Source organism: Oryzobacter telluris (genome assembly GCF_043099285.1).
Lineage (GTDB): Bacteria > Actinomycetota > Actinomycetes > Actinomycetales > Dermatophilaceae > Oryzobacter > Oryzobacter telluris.
On record NZ_CP170723.1, the window covers coordinates 2744145 to 2761525 of the forward strand.

Below are 17381 nucleotides of genomic sequence, written 5' to 3' on the forward strand. Positions count from 1 at the left end.
GCGGCCGATCATGTTAGGCCGGGGGCACGCAGAACTCAGCGTTGGCGTTGCCGCTGGGAATGTTGTCCGACTTGAGCGGGGTGATCTGGACCGGACCACCGTCGATCGAGAAGTGCACCAAAAGGTTCACGGTGCACGAGTCGGTGTCGAGGAGGTACACGGTGAAGGTGCCGTTCTCGGTCAGGCACGGCCCATCTGCCGATCCCGGGGCGCTGCCGGAGGGCACGAAGACCAAGGTCCCGTTGTCCTGCCCGTTGCCGAGCGTCACATCCGTGACGCAGATGCTCGAGGTGGGGTTGATACAGCCCGTCGGGTCGCTGACCTGGACGATGACCTTCATGTTCTTGACGCTGCCTGCACAGCACTTCTTCGAGTCACCGGTGGCTGTGAACGTTGGCACACACGGCGTTCCGCTGGCCGATGCGAGGGGCGCTGCGGCCCCGACGGCGATGACGGGAACAGCCCAGGCTGCTCCGGTTGCGATGGTGCGGCGGCTCGGCCGACGCACCTCAATCCCCTGCGATTGAGACATGGCACTACCTATTGGCTCAACGTCGCGCTCCCCTGCTGAAACCCGACTGAGTCCTCGAAGAGTAGCAGCGCTGCACTACCACTGCGCAAGGGTTTACATTTTCCGTTCGAACGAAGAATGTCCAGTTGGCACGGCGTGTCGCCCGAACCACCGAGGCCCCACTTCTCGTGGTCAGGACGCGAGGATCCGGTAGGCCGTGTCGCGGGAGGCCATCAGCCGGCCGGCGCGCGCGGCATCGACCCACGCCGCGGTCGCCCAGACGTCCGCCCACAGCAGGTCGGGACCGACCACGGTGACCGACCCCGGGCGCGAGATCCCTTCTCCTGAAGCCGGATCCACGATGTGGGCGCCGCGCCGGGCGGCACCCGACGTCGCCACCCCGCCCCGCCGGACCTCGACGACCTCCCGGACCCGGCTCGCGTCATCCGGGTCCTCGACACCGATGCGCCAGGGCGACGGGTCGTCGGTCGCGCCCGGCCCGACCCCCACCGTGACGTCTCCCCCGGCCCCGACGGCGTACGAGACGCCCGGCACGACATCGAGGTGAGCGGCGGCGCCCGCGACCGCCCAGCCCTTCACCAGGCCCGTGGGGTCGAAGACCGTGCGCCCGCCGGGGCGGTGCCGCCAGGCCGCGAACAGGCCGTCGGTGCGGTCCTCGGCCTCGAGGCAGAGCTCCGCGACGTCGGCCACCCAAGGGTGCAGCGCGTCGGGGTCGGTCGCCTCGCCGTGCTGCAGGCGCAGCAGGTCGCTGTCGGCCCGCCAGGTGCTGAGGACGGCGTCGACGCGGCGCAGGTGCGAGAACACGCGCGCCACCGCCGCCTCGACCACCTCCCGCTGCGGGTCGACCGCCCGGACGTGGACGCTCACGGAGGTCCCCATGACGTCCTGCACCCACGCGCGTCGCGTCGGTGCCGTCGCCACGGGTGCCCCCGGGATCGCCAGGCGGGTCACGGGTTGGCCTGGTCCAGGGCCGACTGGAGGGAGCCGATGTAGCCCTCGGAGGTGTAGGTGGCGCCGGAGACCATGTCGATGTCGGCGCTCTGGGTGGACACGGCCTCCTCGTTGAGGATGGGGACCGCGCGGCTGTTGATCTCCTGGTCCTTGTGGTCGTTCCACGGGACCTGGACCACCTTGGCGGCGGTGACCTTCCCGTCGGTGACGGTGATCTCGACCTGGACGTCGCCGTAGCGGGTGCCGACGGCGTCGCCGGTGTAGGCCTTCGCGCCCGACGACGGCGTCGTGGCCGTCGAGCCGCTGGAGTCCGTCGAGCCGCTCGACGAGTCCGTCGACCCCGACGAGTCCGTCGAGCCCGTGGCGTCAGACGAGCTCGTCCCCGACGAGTCGGTGGTGCTGCCGGACGAGTCGGTCGACCCCGAGGCCCCGTTGGCGCCCTGGGCGACGACGCTCGTGGCCGCGGTGGCGTTGGTCGAGGTGTGGTAGCTGAAGAGGAGCACCAGGGCCGAGACGGTGCTGGCGATCCAGAGGGTGATGCGGCGCATGGGGTCCTCCGATGGGGACGTGGGCGAGAGGGGTGGTCGGGAGGTCGGTCGTCAGTAGGCGAAGCGCTCGAGGTGGACGGCCGCGGGATCGGCGCCGGCCGCGACCGCGGCGTCGCGCACGGCGGTCATCCAGCCGTCGGCCCCGCAGACGAACACGTCGTGGTCCGCGAGGTCGGGCACGACCTGGAGCAGCGCCTCGACATCCGTGAGGTGGCGCGCCTGCTGCGGCAGCCAGCTCGCGCGGTCGGCGATTCGGTGGCCCTCCACGAGGAGGTAGCGGGCGCCGCGCGCCGCGGCGACCGCGGCGAGCTCGTCGGCGAGGACTGCCTCCGCCGCCGACCGCACCCGGTGGACGACCGTGACGTCGCCGGGCTGCTGCTCGAGGTCCTCCAGCAGGGCCCGCAGCGGCGTGATGCCGATGCCCGACCCCATGAGGAGCACCTTGCGGTGGGTCCGGACACCGGCGTGGAGGCGCCCGTACGGTCCCTCGAGCAGCACCCGGGTCCCCGGGGCGAGGGTGACCAGCCGCGCTGACCCGTCACCCACGTGGGCCGCGGTGAAGCGCAGGGTGCGGCCGTCGGGGGCGGCGGAGATCGAGTATGGGTGGGCGCGCGACCATCCGGCGCCGTCGAGGAAGCGCCACTGGAAGAACTGGCCGGCGCGGGCGGGCAGGCGGTGCAGACGGGAGCCGGCGACCGTCACCGTGGTGACCTCCGGTGCGTCGGACCGCACGTCGACGACGCGCACCGGCGCGGCCAGCGAGCGCCACAGCGGCAGCCCGACGCGGAAGACGAGGAACGACCCGGCGGCGAGCGCCCACAGCGACCACCAGAAGACGGTGGCGGTGCGCGAGTCGAGGAACTCGGCGCCGGTCCAGAGCTGGTGCGGCAGGGCCAGTCCGGCGCCCAGGTAGCCGTAGAGGTGGATCAGGTGCCACGACTCGTAGCGCAGGCGGCGGCGGGCGCGCTTCACGGAGGTGACGACGACCATCACCAGGGCCACGGTGCCCGCGGTCGCCAGCAGCATGCCCGGGTAGTCGAGGACGAGGTCGACGAGGGTGCCCCAGATGCCTGCCGAGGTCCCGGCCGCGTAGCCGAGGGTGATGAGGACGATGTGCGCGACGAGGAGGGTGAAGGAGGTGAACCCGACGAGCCGGTGCACCCGGGCCAGGCCGTCCTGGCCCCAGGCCTGCTCCACCCACGGCACCCGGGCCATGAGGGTCACCTGGACCAGGAGCAGCGCCGAGGCGACGAGACCGGTGAGCCGGCCGGTCGAGGTCAGCGCCTCGGCGACGGTCCCGAGCTCACCGAGGCCTCCCCCGGCCACCCACAGGGCCATGACGACGAGGACGACGGCCCAGCCGGCGACGAGGGTCGCGTCGCGCCACCAGCGCGGCACCGGTCCGCGGCGGAGGGCCCGCGGAGCGGGTGCCGCGGAGGTCGCGATGGTGTGGGGCGAGGGAGCCGTCGTCGTGGTCACGTCACCCAGATTCGGCGGGCCCGCTGTGGGGTCGCTGTGCCCGTCATCGGTGTCGGCGGTGAGGATGTGGAAACGGTTCCGCATCTCCGACACAATGCGCACTGTGAGTGCACCGGTGCCACCGCCTTCGTCGACCGCGGTCGCCGCGCCCGAGTCCGCCCCGCGGGGGGTGCACGACCGCGAGACGATGATCGAGGCGCGGGTCGAGCGGTGGCGCCCCGACCTCGTCGGCGGGCTCTCCCTCCTCTACGGCGAGGAGCGCGCGCCGGCCCTCGCCGACGACCTCGTCGCCCTCGCGAGGGCGGCCTACGACGCCCGCTCGGACCGGCTGCACCGCCGCGACCTCGAGCGGCTGCTGCGCCCCGACTGGCTGCAGGACCCGGGGCTCGTCGGGTACGCCGCCTACACCGAGCGCTTCGCCGGCGACCTGCGCGGGGTCGCCGACCGCCTCCCCTACCTGCGCGAGCTGGGGGTCGGCTACCTGCACCTCATGCCGCTCCTGCGACCGCGCGAGGGCGACAGCGACGGCGGCTACGCCGTGGCCGACTACCGCGCGGTGCGCCCCGACCTCGGCACGATGGACGACCTCGAGGCGCTGGCCGAGGAGCTCCACGACGCCGGGGTGAGCCTCGTCCTCGACCTCGTCCTCAACCACGTGGCGCGCGAGCACGAGTGGGCCGAGAAGGCCCGCGCCGGCGACCCCGTGTACCGCGACTACTTCCACGTGTTCCCGAACCGGACGATGCCCGACGCCTACGAGCGCAGCCTGCCCGAGGTCTTCCCCGACTTCGCGCCGGGCAACTTCACCTGGGACGACGAGGTGTCGGGCTGGGTGTGGACGACGTTCAACGAGTTCCAGTGGGACGTCAACTGGTCGAACCCGGCGGTCCTCACCGAGTACGCGGGCATCATCCTCGACCTCGCCAACCGCGGGGTCGACGTGCTGCGGCTCGACGCCATCGCCTTCATGTGGAAGCGCCTCGGCACCGACTGCCAGGGCGAGCCCGAGGTCCACGCCATCACCCAGGTGCTGCGGGCGGTGACCCGGATCGCGTGCCCGGCGGTGGCGTTCAAGGCCGAGGCGATCGTCGCCCCCACCAAGCTGCTCGCCTACCTCGGTGCGGGGTCGTACTCGGGCAAGGTCAGCGACCTCGCGTACCACAACAGCCTCATGGTGCAGGTGTGGTCGATGCTCGCCTCGAAGGACGTGCGCCTCGCCGCCCACACCCTCAGCCACCTTCCGCCGAAGCCGCCGAGCGCCACCTGGCTCACCTACCTGCGCTGCCACGACGACATCGGCTGGGCGATCATGGACGAGGACGCGTGGGCCCTCGGGGTCACCGGGCCGGGCCACCGCCAGTTCCTCGCCCGGTGGTACGCCGGCGACTTCCCCGGCTCCCCCGCGCGAGGGCTGGTCTTCCAGCACAACCCGGCCACCGGCGACATGCGCACGAGCGGGGCCGCGGCCTCCCTCGTCGGGCTCGAGTCCGCGACCACCCCGGAGGAGGTCGACCTCGCCGTCGCGGCGCTGCGCCTGGCCCACGCCCTCGTCATCGGGTGGGGTGGCATCCCCGTCATCTGGAGCGGTGACGAGCTCGGCCAGACCAACGACCCCCACTGGGCCGACGAGCCCGGCCACCAGGACGACAACCGCTGGGCCCACCGGCCGCGCCTCGACGACGACGCCGTGGCGCACCGGCACGACCCGGCCACCGTCGCCGGGCGGGTGTTCGAGGACGTCGTCGAGCTCGTGCGGGCGCGGGCGTCGCTCCCCCACCTCCACGGGTCGGTCGAGACGCGGATCGGTCCGGTCGACGACCCCGGCGTGCTCGTGACGGTGCGCGAGCACCCGGTCGGTCGGTTCGTCGGCGTCTACAACGTCACGCCCGAGCCGCGGCCCTGGTACGACCACCGGCTGCACGCGCTCGGCGTGGCGGACGCGCACGACGCCATCACCGGCGCGGAGCTGCCCTGGAGCCACGGCACCGTGGTCCTCCCGCCCTACGGCGTCCTCTGGCTGACCACCCCCACCCCCTGACCCCCCCTTCCCCGAACGTGTGTGAACACGCTCGTGTTCTCGGGCGAGTTCACACACGATGGCCGAGGCCCTGACGGACCTGCCCCATCACCGCGGGTTCCTCGAGCCGAAGCGCGAGGAGATCGAAGCGCAGGACCCGGTCGCCACCGAGCGTGACCGCGTTCTGGCGGAGGTTGTCGGCCGTCAGGGCCAAGCCCCAGCGGTGACCCGAGCCGTCGATCTCCACGACGAGATCCACCCCGTCCCAGCGTACGTCGAGGTAGATCCGTCCTCGGGGTCCTCGTCGCACCACCTGTCGATCGGGTTCGGGGATGCCATGGCGTCGGCACATCCCCGCGAAGTCCAGCTCTCCCAGTGAATGGGCTCCTGCGCAGACATCGAGCACGACCTGTCGGATGAAGGGTCGCCGCCCCCTGACACGGACGAGCGTCGCCGCTCGCAGCAACTGGGCGGGAACGACGATCCGCTGTTGGACCGACATCGCCAGGATGAGGGCGGCCTGCCGGTCGCTGGAGGCCCAGCCTGCCGCTCGGATCGCGGCGACCTCGGAGCGGGTTCTGGGCAAGCGGCCTTGCCCAAGGCCCTCGTCTTCGAGCCGACGCACGCGATGCACCCTCACCCCGTCGACCGCGGGGCACCTCGAGTTGCGGGTCACGGACACGTGCACCAGTGGTTCGGCGAAGCCGGTGAGCCCGGCCGCGAGCAGGCTGCTCACGCCGTCGAGGGTCGCGACCTCGTGCCCGACTTCCCACACGCCGCGCGCCAGCTGGGCCACAGCCGGCAGTGGCCCCCGGTGCACGGCGATGGTGTGGGCTCCGTGCACCGCCCACCGCAGTCCAGCGACCTCTCGGGCGACGGCGTTCCTGTCGACGCCCAGGCGTGCGAGGTCGCGCCGTGAGACGACGCCACCGTGTCCCCCGGCGAGATCCTCGATGCGGCGACGAACGGCATCTCGCACGTCGCCAGACTGCTCCGATCCGGCCGAGCCCCGACGCGGTCATCCACAGCCCCGCGAACGTGTGTGTACTCGCCGCGATATCCGGGCGAGTTCACACACGTTCGGCGTCACCAGAGGCCGGCGAGGTCGCCGCCGATCCGGATGACGAACGCGCCGACGATGACGACGAAGACGGCCCGCACGAACCCGCTGCCGAAGCGCACCGCCGTGCGGGCACCGACCCAGCCGCCGACGAGGTTCGCCGCCGCCATCACGGCCCCGACCTTCCACACCACGTGCCCGCCCGGCACGAACACCGTCAGCGCGCCGAGGTTGGTGGCGAAGTTGGCGATCTTGGCCTTGGCGCTCGCCTCGAGGAACGCGTAGCCCATGAGCCCGACGAGCGCGAACACCATGAACGACCCCGTCCCCGGCCCCAGCGCCCCGTCGTAGACCCCGATGACGAAGCCGGTCAGCATCGCCGTGACGGTGTGCCGGTGGCCCGACCAGCGCAGCTGCGTGGCCTCGCCCAGCGACGGCCGCAGTAGCGTGTAGGCCCCCACCGCGACGAGCAGCACGAGGATCACCGGGTTGAACAGCGCCTTGGGGATGTGCAGCCCGATGAGCGCGCCGCCGATCGCCCCCACGTAGGCGACGAGCGCCATCGGCAGGGCGGTGCGCAGGTCGGGCCGCACCCGCCGCCAGTACGTCAGCGACGCCGTGGCGGTCCCCCACACCGAGCCGAACTTGTTCGTCGCGAGCACCTGCGCCGGCGTCGCCCCGGGCAGCCCGAGGAGGAGGGCCGGCAGCTGGATGAGGCCGCCTCCCCCGACGACCGCGTCGACCCACCCGGCGACGAACCCCGCCAGCCCGAGGAGGAGGACGACCTCGAGGGTCGGGTCGGTCACGACGCGGGGGGCGAGCCGTCGGTCGCGCCCCGCCAGGCGTCGACCACGGCGAGGACGTCGAGCAGCTCGTGCGCCCGCGCGTCCGGCTCGGCCGACACCTCGACCCGCTGCGACTGCGGGATGTCGCTGTGCGGCACCAGGATCGCGCGCATCCCGACCTGCTGCGGCCCGTGGACGTCCTCGAAGAGCCGGTCACCGACGTACACCGACCGCGACGGCTCGACCCCGAGGGCGCGGCACACCGCACGGAACGCCTCGGGGTGCGGCTTCACGTGGTCGATCTCGCTGGAGTACACGTCGGCGTCGATGAGGTCGAGGACACCGTCGCGCTCGAAGATGCCGCGGTGGTACTCGCGTGACCAGATGGTGTTCGACAGCACGCCGACCTTGATCCCCCTGTCGCGCAACGCCTCCCAGAGCGGACGCACCTGCGGGTCGGTGAAGGTGTGCGGCTCCCAGTACCCCTGGTACGCCGCGAGGGCGAGGTGGTGCCGGTCGTGCTCGGCGTCGACCCCGGCCTCGTCGAGGATGTCGGCGAGCGCCGCGCTGCGGTGGTCGTCGCGGCCGCGGCGCCACGCCGCGCTCTCCACCTCGAGAATGCGGTCGGCGAGCCGGTGCGCCTCGGCCAGGTCGTCCTCCGAGACCTCGGACGAGCCGAACGGCACCCCGTGCACCTCCCGGGCGAAGACGCGCCACTGCTCCGGGAGGTCGACGTCGTGCCAGGGCGTCAGCGTGCCGCCCCAGTCGAAGACGACGGCGTCGACGCCGCCCGTCACGCGCGGCCGATCTCGGCGAGGATCTCCTGCACCGCACCGGCCACGGCGACCTCGCGCCGCTCGCCCGAGCGACGGTCCTTGACCTCGATGGTGCCGTCGGCGAGGCCGCGGCCCACGACGACGATCGTCGGCACACCGATGAGCTCGGCGTCCTTGAACTTCACGCCGGGGCTGGCCTGGCGGCGGTCGTCGAGGAGCACGTCGACCCCGCGCGCCTCGAGCTCGCGGGTGAGCTCCTCGGCGTAGATGGCGACGGCCTCGTCCTTGCCCGTGGCCACGAGGTGCACGTCGAACGGCGCGAGGGCGCGCGGCCACACCAGGCCGAGCTCGTCGTGGTTGCCCTCGGCCACGCACGCGACGGCACGGGACACCCCGACGCCGTAGCTGCCCATGATGACGGTGCGCAGCTTGCCGTTCTCGTCGAGGACCTTGAGGTCGAGCGCCTCCGCGTACTTGGTGCCGAGCTGGAAGATGTGCCCCATCTCGATGCCGCGCGCCGACTCCAGGCCGTGGCCGCACGAAGGGCAGGCGTCGCCGTCGCGGACCTCCGCGGCCTCGATGGTGCCGTCGGCGGTGAAGTCGCGCCCGGCCACGAGGTCGATGACGTGGCGCCCGCTCTCGTCGGCGCCGGTCACCCACGCGGTGCCCTCGGAGACCCGCGGGTCGAGGAGGTAGCGGATGCCGGTGCTCTTCTCGAGGCCGAGCGCACCGGGGCCGATGTAGCCCTTGGCCAGCGTCGGGTAGCGGGCGAAGTCCTTCTCGTCGAACGCCTCGACGCGGGCCGGCTCGACCTGCGCGCCGAGCCGCTTCTCGTCGACGTCGCGGTCGCCGGCGAGTCCGATGGCCAGCGGCTCGCGCGTGCCGTCGGGGTGCACGAGCATGACGACGACGTTCTTCAGCGTGTCGGCGGCGGTCCACTCACGCCCGTCCTCGCGCGCGAAGGCCGCGTTGAGGTGGTTGACCAGCGTCTCGATGGTCGGGGTGTCGGGGGTGTCCTCGACGTGCGCGGCGGGGGTGCCGGACGCGTCGACGGCGTCGGGGACCGGCACGCGGACGGCCTCGACGTTGGCGGCGAACCCGCAGTTGGTGCAGCGGACGTAGGTGTCCTCGCCGTTCTCGGCGGTCGCGAGGAACTCCTCGGACTTCGAGCCGCCCATCGCCCCCGCCATCGCCTGGACGATGACGTAGTGGAAGCCGAGCCGGTCGAAGATCCGGACGTAGGCGTCGCGGTGCAGCTGGTAGCTCTTGTCGAGGCCGGCCTCGTCGATGTCGAAGGAGTAGCTGTCCTTCATCACGAACTCGCGCCCGCGCAGCACGCCGGCGCGCGGCCTCGCCTCGTCGCGGTACTTCGTCTGGATCTGGTAGATCGACAGCGGCAGGTCCTTGTACGAGGAGTACAGGTCCTTGACGGTGAGGGTGAACATCTCCTCGTGCGTCGGGCCGAGGAGGTAGTCGGCGCCCTTGCGGTCCTGGAGACGGAAGACGTTGTCGCCGTACTCCTGCCAGCGGCCGCTCGCCTCGTAGGGCTCGCGCGGCAGCAGGGCGGGGAAGAGCAGCTCCTGGGAGCCGATGGCGTCCATCTCCTGGCGCACGATCGTCTCGACGCGGCGCAGCACCTTCAGGCCGAGCGGGAGCCAGGTGTAGATGCCGGGGCTCACCCGTCGGATGTAGCCCGCCCGGACGAGGAGCTGGTGGCTCGGGACCTCGGCGTCCGCCGGGTTCTCGCGAAGGGTTCGCAGGAACAGGGTCGACATGCGCATGGCCACGGGAAGGCTCCGTCGGTGGTGGGGTGGTGAACCCGCCAAGGATAACGACGCGCCGGGCCGGCCAGCGCCCCGGTTCCGGCTCAGCCCTGGGGCAGGCCCAGGTCGTTGCGGTAGGCCCGGATGCCGGAGATCCGCCCGTCGCGGACGGTGAACAAGTGGCACACCATGCTCACGAGGTCGCGGCCGTCGTGGTGGAGGGTCGAGCGCTGCTCGACGAGGACGTCCTCCCCGGCGAGGACGACGTTGACGTCCTCGGTGGTCAGGCTGGTCGCCGTGTTGATGGGCGCGCGCAGCCGTTCGAGGATCTCGTCGGCCGAGCGGTGCACGACGCGCCAGGGGTCGTGGCCCCAGGCGGCGGCGAGCTGGATGGTGGCGTCGGGGTGGAAGTAGGCGCGCACGGCCTCGAAGTCCTGCGCGTCTCGGCTCGTCCGGGCCTGCTGCGCCGCCGCGAGGTAGCCGGTGACGAGCGTGACGGGGTCGGACGCCTCCTGCACCATCTCGCGATCGTCCCACCGCCGGCCCGCGCTGGCCAGCCGGAGGTCAGCGCACGGTCTCCTCGTAGCGCGCCCTCAGCCCGGCGTCGCGGAACCCGACCCGGAGGTAGAGGTCGTGCGCCGCGTTGTCGACGTTCACGGTGAGCCAGGCCTGCTCGCAGCCAACCTTGCGCAGCGCCCGCAGCGAGCGCACCACGAGGTGCGCACCGAGGCCGCGGCCCCGCCACGCGGGGACCACGCCGACCTGGTCGATCCAGTCGTCGAGCAGCGTGACGAACCCGACCGGCGTGCCCGCGGCGTCGAGGACGACCCGCGAGGCCGTGGGCCGGAACCCCTCCTCCTCGGCGACGTCGCCCACCCACTCCTCGAGGGGCGGGTCGGGGAAGCCCGGCCGGTCGGAGAAGGAGCGGCGGTAGGCCTCGTGGAAGAGCGGCGCGGTCTCGTCGGTCCAGCGCTCGGAGGTCAGGCCCGCGGGTCGCTTGATCCTGGGCACGTCGACGAGGTCGTGGCGCATCACGTGCTCGGCGAACGTGCGCACCAGGCCGAGCTCGGTCACCAGCGCGTCCCACTCGGGCGAGGTGGTCTCCACCGCGACGCGCAGCAGCGAGCCCCCGGACCGTTCGCGGCACCAGGCGACGAGGGCGTGCCCGAGCCCCTGCCCGCGGGCCGACGGGTGCACCAGGCCGGCCGCGGTGCGGTGGCCCGTCCCGTCGACGAACACCGACGCCGCGGCGATGACGTCCCCGGTCTCGTCGGTGCCGACGATCCCCGGTCCCTGGAGGAAGTAGCGGCGCAGCATCGGCTCGCCCGCGAGGTGCGGGAGCCCACCGTCGCGCTCGAGGCAGCAGGCGGCCAGGTGGTGCACCAGGGACAGGTCGTCCTCGGTGAGCGGGCGCCACACCGGCGTGGACACGAGCGCGGTCCCTCAGCGACCGGTGGCGCGCAGCGCCGTCCGGATGAGCGGCCACTGCAGCGGGAGCCGCGCGACCGTGGCGGCGAAGGTCGCCCGCGACCCGGTGTCGCCGCGGCGGGCCGCCCGCTTGCCGTGGTCGACGCTCATCTGCACGTTGGCCGGGAACACCCCCACGAGCAGCGCGGCCGACGCCCAGCCTGCCGCCTTTCGCGTCGACGGCACCAGCAGCCCTGCGGCGCAGGCGATCTCCAGAACCCCGCTCGCGTGGACCAGCAGCCGCTTGCGGGGCAGGACGTGAGGGACCATCCCCTCGTAGACCTCCGGGCGCACGAGGTGGATGACGCCGGAGGTCGCGAGGATCGTCGCGAGCCCGGCGACGTCACGGGTCAGGGGCGGTGCGGGGGCCATGCCTGATCCAACCACCCGCGGCGAGCCCGCTTCGACCACCGGGCGGCGAAGGTCAGAGCAGGACGGTGGTGAAGTCGCCGACCTCGCGGAAGCCGAGCCGCTCGTAGGTCGCGCGCGCGGCCGCGTTGAAGTCGTTGACGTACAGCGACACCATCGGCGCCTGGCCGACCATCACCTGCTCGACCACGCTCGCGAGCATCGGCACGGCCAGCCCCTGGCCGCGCAGGCGGGGCGCGAGCCAGACACCCTGCAGCTGGGCGCACCCGAGCGCCAGGCTGCCGACGTCGGTCTTGAAGACGACCTCACCGTCCTCGATGACGACGTACGTGTGCCCGCGGGCGGCGAGCGCCGACAGGGACGCCCGGTAGCCGCGGTCGCTCCCCCGGTACGGCGGGTAGCCGATCTCGGCGGTGAACATGTGCTCGGCCGCCGGGAGGACGAGGTCGACCTCGTCGGGACGGGCGGGGCGCACACGGGGGTCGAGCTCGACCCCGAGGCTCGACGGGGGCCGGTCGGCGGCGAGGAGGGGCTGGCGCGAGCGCAGCGCTCGCGCCGGTCCCCAGTACGGCGAGAGGTGCCGCCAGAGGCCCTCGACCTCCTCGCGGGGACCGAAGACCGAGGCGCAGCGACCGCGCCAGCGACGGACCCGCTCGGCGAACGCGGGGCGGCTCTCCTCGGTGGTGCCCACCGGCACGACGTTGGCGCTGGCCCAGCACAGCGAGGTCAGCTCGCCGTCCACCCGGTGCCCGAGGACGCTCGTCAAGGAACCGGTGCGCGCCCCCTCGACGACCCGGGCCGCGACGAAGACGCCGCGCGGGAGGTCGCGGGCGCACACGGCGAGGGCCTCGTCACGGTCGGCGAGCGACAGGGGACGAACCGGGGAGCGCGTGCGCAGCACCCCACCAGCCTAGGGCCCGCGCCCTCCCCCACCCGTCCGACGGCGGTTTTCGCAAGGCGCCCACGGCCTCGCACCTCCCACCCGTCGTGACCAGGGGGGAGGTGCGGGGGTCCGCGGACACACGAGCGAGCGGTCGGTCGGCCCGCGTCAGGCGAGGACGCCCACCGGCCCTGCCGGTTGCGTGGCCGGCTCGGCCGCCATCGACGGACGCCACTTCCTCACCAGCTCGCGGGCCGCCAGACCCTCGACGGCCAGGCACGCCAGCATCACCGCGACGCCGGCCCACTGCCGCAGTGACAGCGCACCGCCCGGCTCGAGCGCCACGAGGACCACGACGAGGCCGACCAGGGCCACGCCCGGCACGGCGAGCCAGCGGCGGCGGTCGGCGATCATCACGACGCCCACCACGCCCGGCGCCATGATCGCGCCGGCAGCCGCGAACATCAGGACGAACGGCAGGCCCAGCAGCCGCCACCACCACGACCGGCCGGCCAGCCGCTGCGAGCGCACCACCGACACCAGCGCGCCGACCAGTCCGGCCGACCCCACAATGTACAGCGTTCCGCTCCAGGTGAACTCGGGCGATCCCGTGAGCAGCCGCATGAACCCGCGGGCCACGACACCCCACAGCAGACCGAGGGCCAGGCCCACCGCCGCGGCCCGCGCGGCGCGCATCATCACCACACCACCGGGAGGCAGGCCAGGCGGCCACCCGCGGTGCCGGTGTGGTGGTCGGTCTCCAGCGCGTGGATGACGACCGAACGCGTCCCCGGCAGCGGCACGAACGGGACGGAGGCCGTGGCGGTGGCCGCGCCGTCGTCGACGGTGATGTCGAGCCACACCTCGGTGTCCTCGCTGATCTCGTTGTCGGGCGGCAGGATCCCCGCGATGACGTCGGTGTTGTAGTGGCCGCCGGCCGAGGCCGGGCTGCCGGCGACGCAGGGCCCGACGTGCAGGTGGGCGCCGTAGGTGTAGCCGTCGGCGTCGGCGCCGATGCCCGAGACGCGCAGCACGGCGTGGCTGCCCTTCGCCGAGGCGACGAGCTGGAAGGCCGCCGAGGCGCCGTCGAACGGCCCGGCGGCGGCCGTGGCGAGGTCCGCGAGCGCGCCCGAGGTGCGCACCAGGGGGCCGTGGGTCGCCGCGGACGCTGTCACGGGGACGGCGGTCAGTGCCACGATGGTCGCGGCGGCAGCGAGGTGGCGGGAGGTGGAGGACATGGGCTTCCCTTCCGGTCGGGTCCGCAGAAGTGCTGACACCAGACGGACGTCCGCCTCCCCCGCGCCGGGTGACGCCGCGGCCTCCGCAGACCTCGACGAGATCTCGCCCGAAGTTCGTCAGCCCGACGTGTCACCCGCCGAGCCGGTTCACTCGTCCGTCACGGTGATGGAGGCGCTCTCGCTCGGCGCGCAGGACGCCCTCGCCGTGTCGACGGCGGGGGCGCCCGACCTCGCCGTCCTCTTCGACGCCGAGGCGGCGTCGCTCACCCGGCTCGCCCGCTTCTACGTCGATGACACCACGGCCGCCGAGGACCTGGTCCAGGAGGCCTTCATCCGCTTCGCCCGCAGCAGCGGGCGGCTGCGGGACCAGGACCGGGCGGCGGCCTACCTCCGCTCGATCGTCATCAACCTGGCGCGCGACCACAACCGGCGCGGCTTCGTCTCCTGGCGGCACCGTCCTCCGGCCCACCCGGACGCCCCCTCGGCGGCCGAGACCGCCGAGGAGCGGGCCGAGCGGCTCGCGGTCGTCGAGGCGCTGCGGGCGCTGCCGCGGCGGCAGCGCGACTGCGTGACCCTGCGCTACTACTACGACATGCCCGTCGCCGAGATCGCCTCGACGCTCGGGCTGTCGACCAACACCGTCAAGACCCACCTGCAGCGTGGGCTCGACTCCCTCGGCACGACGCTGGAGGCCCACCGATGACCCACCTCGAGGACCGCATCAGCCACGCGCTGCGCTCCGCCCCGACCCGGCCGAGCGCCGACCTGTTCGAGCGGGTCGTCGACAGCATCGAGGCCGACCGCCACCGCCGCCGGACCGGGCTCGTCACCGTCGCCGTCGCCACCGCCGTCGTGGCCGCCACGACCGCCGCCGTCCTCCTCCTCACCCCTCGCACGAACGGAGCGCTCGCCATGCCCTGGTGGATCCTCGAAGTCGCCGTGACCCTCGTCCTCGTGGCCATCGCGGTGTGGCTGGGGCCGTTCATCAAGCGGTTCGGGCGGGCCTATGCGGCCGACGTCTTCCACGACAACCCGCTCACCGGCAAGAGCTACATCGTGCTCACCGACATCGTCTACTACCTGATCTTCGCGGCGTACATCCTCTTCGGCGTGCACTTCGGGCCGCAGGCCGACTGGAACAACGACGTGTCCGGTCTGGTCACGGCGGAGCAGCTGACCTTCTCGGCCGCGCGCATCGGCGGCATCCTGCTCGCCATCGGCATCCTGCACGGGCTCAACATCGTCCTGATGCCGGTGCTCGGCCGGCTCTTCTCCCTCAACCGCCGGGTGACCGGTCCGCGGGAGTCCGAGCGCGAGTGGGCCGACCTCGACCGCTGACCCGGGCGGGAGTCGGTCAGCCCGAGACGGTGACGGTGGGCGCGCCCACGGTCTCGTCGTCCATCGGCTCGCCCATCTCCTCGGCGATCCGCATGGCCTCCTCGATGAGGGTCTCGACGATCTGGCTCTCGGGGACGGTCTTGATGACCTCGCCCTTGACGAAGATCTGGCCCTTGCCGTTGCCCGAGGCGACACCCAGGTCGGCCTCGCGGGCCTCCCCCGGACCGTTGACGACGCAGCCCATGACGGCGACGCGCAGCGGCACGGTCATGCCCTCGAGCCCGGCGGTGACCTCGTCGGCGAGCTTGTAGACGTCGACCTGCGCGCGCCCGCACGAGGGGCACGACACGATCTCGAGCTTGCGCGGCCGCAGGTTGAGCGACTGCAGGATCTGGATGCCGACCTTGACCTCCTCGACCGGGGGCGCCGACAGCGACACCCGGATCGTGTCGCCGATGCCCTGCGAGAGCAGCGCGCCGAACGCGGTGGCCGACTTGATGGTGCCCTGGAACGCCGGCCCGGCCTCGGTGACGCCGAGGTGCAGCGGCCAGTCGCCGCGCTCGGCGAGCAGCTGGTAGGCCTTGACCATGACGACCGGGTCGTTGTGCTTGACCGAGATCTTGAAGTCGTGGAAGTCGTGCTCCTCGAACAGGCTCGCCTCCCAGACGGCCGACTCGACGAGCGCCTCGGGCGTGGCCTTGCCGTACTTCTTCATCAGCCGCGGGTCGAGCGAGCCCGCGTTGACGCCGATGCGGATCGACACACCGGCGTCCTTGGCCGCCGCGGCGATCTGCTTGACCTGGTCGTCGAACTGGCGGATGTTGCCCGGGTTGACGCGCACGGCCGCGCACCCGGCGTCGATGGCCGCGTAGACGTACTTCGGCTGGAAGTGGATGTCGGCGATGACCGGGATCTGCGACTTGCGCGCGATGGCCGGCAGCGCCTCGGCGTCGTCCTGGCTGGGGCACGCGACGCGCACGATGTCGCAGCCGGAGGCGGTGAGCTCGGCGATCTGCTGGAGGGTCGCGTTGATGTCGGTGGTCGGCGTCGTCGTCATCGACTGCACCGAGACCGGGGCGTCGCCGCCGACCTCGACCTTGCCCACGCGGATCTTCCGGCTCTGGCGACGGGGGGCGATGGTGGGCGCGGGCAGCGCGGGCATACCGAGGGAGACCGACATGGAACCAAGCGTACGTGCGCGACCTCGGAGGGCCATGATCGACGTCGTGCAGACCCGGGACACCCTCGACCGCGCCACCTCCGACCACCGCGAGGCCGCGCACCTGCGCGCCCTCCTCCACGCCCTCCGCGACGACCTCGAGGAGGCGCGAGGGGCTGCGGAGACCGCCCGCCGGCGCCACGGCCTCGAGGAGGACGACGTCAAGCGCCTCGAGGGAGTGCGCCTGTCCGCCCTGCTCGCCGCCGTGCGCGGCACCCGCACCGGCGAGCTGCACCAGGAACGGGCGCAGGAGGTCGCGGCCCGCTACGCGCTCGAGACCGCCACGCGGGCCGTCGAGGCGCTCGAGGAGCAGCGGGTCGCCCTCGACGAGCGGCTCGCCCGCCTCGGCGACACCGCCGCCCGGAAGGAGTCCGCCGCCCAGGCGCACGCCGAGGCGGTCCGCACGAGCGGGTCCGCCACCTCCCCCGCCCTCGAGCGGGTCCTCGACGAGCTCGCCACCGTGCGCGCCGAGGCGGTCGAGGTCGACGAGGCCCTCGCCGCCGGACGCCGGGCGCTGGCCTCGCTCGAGGCCGCCCAGGGCGACCTCGGCTCTGCCGACTCGTGGTCGGCCTACGACACCTGGTTCGGCGGCGGGCTGATCTCGTCCTCGATCAAGCACGACCGCATCGACAGGGCCGCCGCCCGCATCCAGGAGGCGCAGCGGGCGGTCGCCGACTTCACCCGAGAGCTCGCCGACACCGGCCCGACCGAGCGACTGCAGGCCCACCTCGGCATCACCCCGATGACCAGGACCCTCGACGTCTGGTTCGACAACATCTTCACCGACCTGTCGGTGCGCTCGAGGATCAAGGACTCGGCCGCCCGGGTCGACGAGGCGGCCCGCGCGGTCCGCGAGGCCGTGGCGCGCCTCACCGCCCGTGCCGACGCCCTGCGCCAGGGCGCGACCGGGCTGCGCGAAGAGCGGGACGCGCTCCTCGGCGACGCGCCATGATGCTGCC

At 73.0% G+C, this 17381-nt stretch carries 19 protein-coding genes; 4 read left to right on the plus strand and 15 right to left on the minus strand.

Annotated features, from left to right (window positions below):
• Positions 1-13: 13 nt before the first annotated feature.
• From ACFLFB_RS12610 to ACFLFB_RS12625, 4 genes are all read right to left on the minus strand, one after another.
• Positions 14-340 carry a hypothetical protein gene (locus ACFLFB_RS12610; RefSeq protein WP_392542529.1) on the minus strand — a complete coding sequence of 109 codons (327 nt, stop codon included), beginning with the start codon at positions 338-340 and terminating at the stop codon, positions 14-16.
• A 363-nt stretch (positions 341-703) separates the two neighbouring features.
• Positions 704-1399: an FAD:protein FMN transferase gene (locus tag ACFLFB_RS12615; protein WP_392542530.1), complete on the minus strand. Its 696-nt coding sequence runs from the start codon at positions 1397-1399 to the stop codon at positions 704-706.
• Positions 1400-1479: 80 nt separating this feature from the next.
• Positions 1480-2031, minus strand: a complete 552-nt coding sequence (locus ACFLFB_RS12620; protein ID WP_392542531.1) for an FMN-binding protein — start codon at positions 2029-2031, stop codon at positions 1480-1482.
• Positions 2032-2082: 51 nt separating this feature from the next.
• Positions 2083-3510 (minus strand): ferric reductase-like transmembrane domain-containing protein, encoded by a 1428-nt coding sequence (locus tag ACFLFB_RS12625; protein ID WP_392542532.1) that lies wholly within the window; start codon positions 3508-3510, stop codon positions 2083-2085.
• A 115-nt stretch (positions 3511-3625) separates the two neighbouring features.
• On the opposite strand from ACFLFB_RS12625, the gene ACFLFB_RS12630 reads away from it, so the two are divergent.
• The gene (locus ACFLFB_RS12630) at positions 3626-5548 is read left to right on the plus strand and encodes an alpha-amylase family protein (protein ID WP_392542533.1); all 1923 of its coding nucleotides are present in this window, start codon (positions 3626-3628) and stop codon (positions 5546-5548) included.
• Between the two features lie 49 nt (positions 5549-5597).
• Here ACFLFB_RS12630 and ACFLFB_RS12635 read toward each other — a convergent pair whose 3' ends face one another.
• The 10 genes from ACFLFB_RS12635 to ACFLFB_RS12680 form a co-directional block, all read right to left on the minus strand.
• A complete protein-coding gene (locus ACFLFB_RS12635; RefSeq protein WP_392542534.1) occupies positions 5598-6263 on the minus strand; it encodes a hypothetical protein in 666 nt (221 codons plus the stop codon).
• A 350-nt stretch (positions 6264-6613) separates the two neighbouring features.
• Positions 6614-7393: a TSUP family transporter gene (locus tag ACFLFB_RS12640; RefSeq protein ID WP_392542535.1), complete on the minus strand. Its 780-nt coding sequence runs from the start codon at positions 7391-7393 to the stop codon at positions 6614-6616.
• Positions 7390-8169 (minus strand): HAD family hydrolase, encoded by a 780-nt coding sequence (locus ACFLFB_RS12645; RefSeq protein ID WP_392542536.1) that lies wholly within the window; start codon positions 8167-8169, stop codon positions 7390-7392. The genes ACFLFB_RS12640 and ACFLFB_RS12645 overlap by 4 nt, the downstream gene beginning before the upstream one ends.
• Positions 8166-9935: a proline--tRNA ligase gene (locus ACFLFB_RS12650; protein WP_392542537.1), complete on the minus strand. Its 1770-nt coding sequence runs from the start codon at positions 9933-9935 to the stop codon at positions 8166-8168. The genes ACFLFB_RS12645 and ACFLFB_RS12650 overlap by 4 nt, the downstream gene beginning before the upstream one ends.
• 80 nt (positions 9936-10015) lie before the next feature.
• Positions 10016-10432: a nuclear transport factor 2 family protein gene (locus tag ACFLFB_RS12655; protein ID WP_392542538.1), complete on the minus strand. Its 417-nt coding sequence runs from the start codon at positions 10430-10432 to the stop codon at positions 10016-10018.
• 43 nt (positions 10433-10475) lie between these two features.
• Complete coding sequence (locus ACFLFB_RS12660) at positions 10476-11342, minus strand: GNAT family N-acetyltransferase (RefSeq protein WP_392542539.1); 867 nt, start codon at positions 11340-11342, stop codon at positions 10476-10478.
• A gap of 12 nt (positions 11343-11354) precedes the next feature.
• Positions 11355-11750 carry a DoxX family protein gene (locus tag ACFLFB_RS12665; protein ID WP_392542540.1) on the minus strand — a complete coding sequence of 132 codons (396 nt, stop codon included), beginning with the start codon at positions 11748-11750 and terminating at the stop codon, positions 11355-11357.
• Between the two features lie 52 nt (positions 11751-11802).
• On the minus strand, positions 11803-12648 hold the full coding sequence (locus tag ACFLFB_RS12670) for a GNAT family N-acetyltransferase (protein ID WP_392542541.1): 846 nt from the start codon (positions 12646-12648) through the stop codon (positions 11803-11805).
• A 147-nt stretch (positions 12649-12795) separates the two neighbouring features.
• Positions 12796-13326 (minus strand): hypothetical protein, encoded by a 531-nt coding sequence (locus ACFLFB_RS12675; RefSeq protein WP_392542542.1) that lies wholly within the window; start codon positions 13324-13326, stop codon positions 12796-12798.
• Positions 13326-13865, minus strand: coding sequence for a superoxide dismutase family protein (locus tag ACFLFB_RS12680; RefSeq protein ID WP_392542543.1), 540 nt, complete (start codon positions 13863-13865; stop codon positions 13326-13328). The genes ACFLFB_RS12675 and ACFLFB_RS12680 overlap by 1 nt, the downstream gene beginning before the upstream one ends.
• A 166-nt stretch (positions 13866-14031) precedes the next feature.
• On the opposite strand from ACFLFB_RS12680, the gene ACFLFB_RS12685 reads away from it, so the two are divergent.
• Both ACFLFB_RS12685 and ACFLFB_RS12690 read left to right on the plus strand, forming a co-directional pair.
• Entirely contained in the window at positions 14032-14568 is a 537-nt protein-coding gene (locus ACFLFB_RS12685; RefSeq protein WP_392542544.1) for an RNA polymerase sigma factor, read from the plus strand.
• On the plus strand, positions 14565-15203 hold the full coding sequence (locus tag ACFLFB_RS12690; protein ID WP_392542545.1) for a hypothetical protein: 639 nt from the start codon (positions 14565-14567) through the stop codon (positions 15201-15203). Before ACFLFB_RS12685 ends, ACFLFB_RS12690 begins: the two co-directional genes overlap by 4 nt.
• Before the next feature lie 16 nt (positions 15204-15219).
• On the opposite strand, the gene ispG is transcribed toward ACFLFB_RS12690, so the two are convergent.
• On the minus strand, positions 15220-16383 hold the full coding sequence (gene ispG / locus ACFLFB_RS12695) for a flavodoxin-dependent (E)-4-hydroxy-3-methylbut-2-enyl-diphosphate synthase (RefSeq protein WP_392542546.1): 1164 nt from the start codon (positions 16381-16383) through the stop codon (positions 15220-15222).
• A gap of 46 nt (positions 16384-16429) precedes the next feature.
• On the opposite strand from ispG, the gene ACFLFB_RS12700 reads away from it, so the two are divergent.
• Positions 16430-17374, plus strand: coding sequence for a hypothetical protein (locus ACFLFB_RS12700; RefSeq protein ID WP_392542547.1), 945 nt, complete (start codon positions 16430-16432; stop codon positions 17372-17374).
• The last annotated feature ends 7 nt before the right edge of the window (positions 17375-17381 follow it).

Bases quoted from the DNA above. Each gene is read 5' to 3' on its own strand.
- ACFLFB_RS12610 (WP_392542529.1), bottom strand. From the start codon at position 340: ATGAAGGTCATCGTCCAGGTCAGCGACCCGACGGGCTGTATCAACCCC.
- ACFLFB_RS12675 (WP_392542542.1), bottom strand. From the start codon at position 13,326: ATGATGCGCGCCGCGCGGGCCGCGGCGGTGGGCCTGGCCCTCGGTCTG.
- ACFLFB_RS12690 (WP_392542545.1), top strand. From the start codon at position 14,565: ATGACCCACCTCGAGGACCGCATCAGCCACGCGCTGCGCTCCGCCCCG.
- ispG (WP_392542546.1), bottom strand. From the start codon at position 16,383: ATGTCGGTCTCCCTCGGTATGCCCGCGCTGCCCGCGCCCACCATCGCC.
- ACFLFB_RS12665 (WP_392542540.1), bottom strand. From the start codon at position 11,750: ATGGCCCCCGCACCGCCCCTGACCCGTGACGTCGCCGGGCTCGCGACG.
- ACFLFB_RS12680 (WP_392542543.1), bottom strand. From the start codon at position 13,865: ATGTCCTCCACCTCCCGCCACCTCGCTGCCGCCGCGACCATCGTGGCA.
- ACFLFB_RS12655 (WP_392542538.1), bottom strand. From the start codon at position 10,432: ATGGTGCAGGAGGCGTCCGACCCCGTCACGCTCGTCACCGGCTACCTC.
- ACFLFB_RS12685 (WP_392542544.1), top strand. From the start codon at position 14,032: ATGGAGGCGCTCTCGCTCGGCGCGCAGGACGCCCTCGCCGTGTCGACG.
- ACFLFB_RS12620 (WP_392542531.1), bottom strand. From the start codon at position 2,031: ATGCGCCGCATCACCCTCTGGATCGCCAGCACCGTCTCGGCCCTGGTG.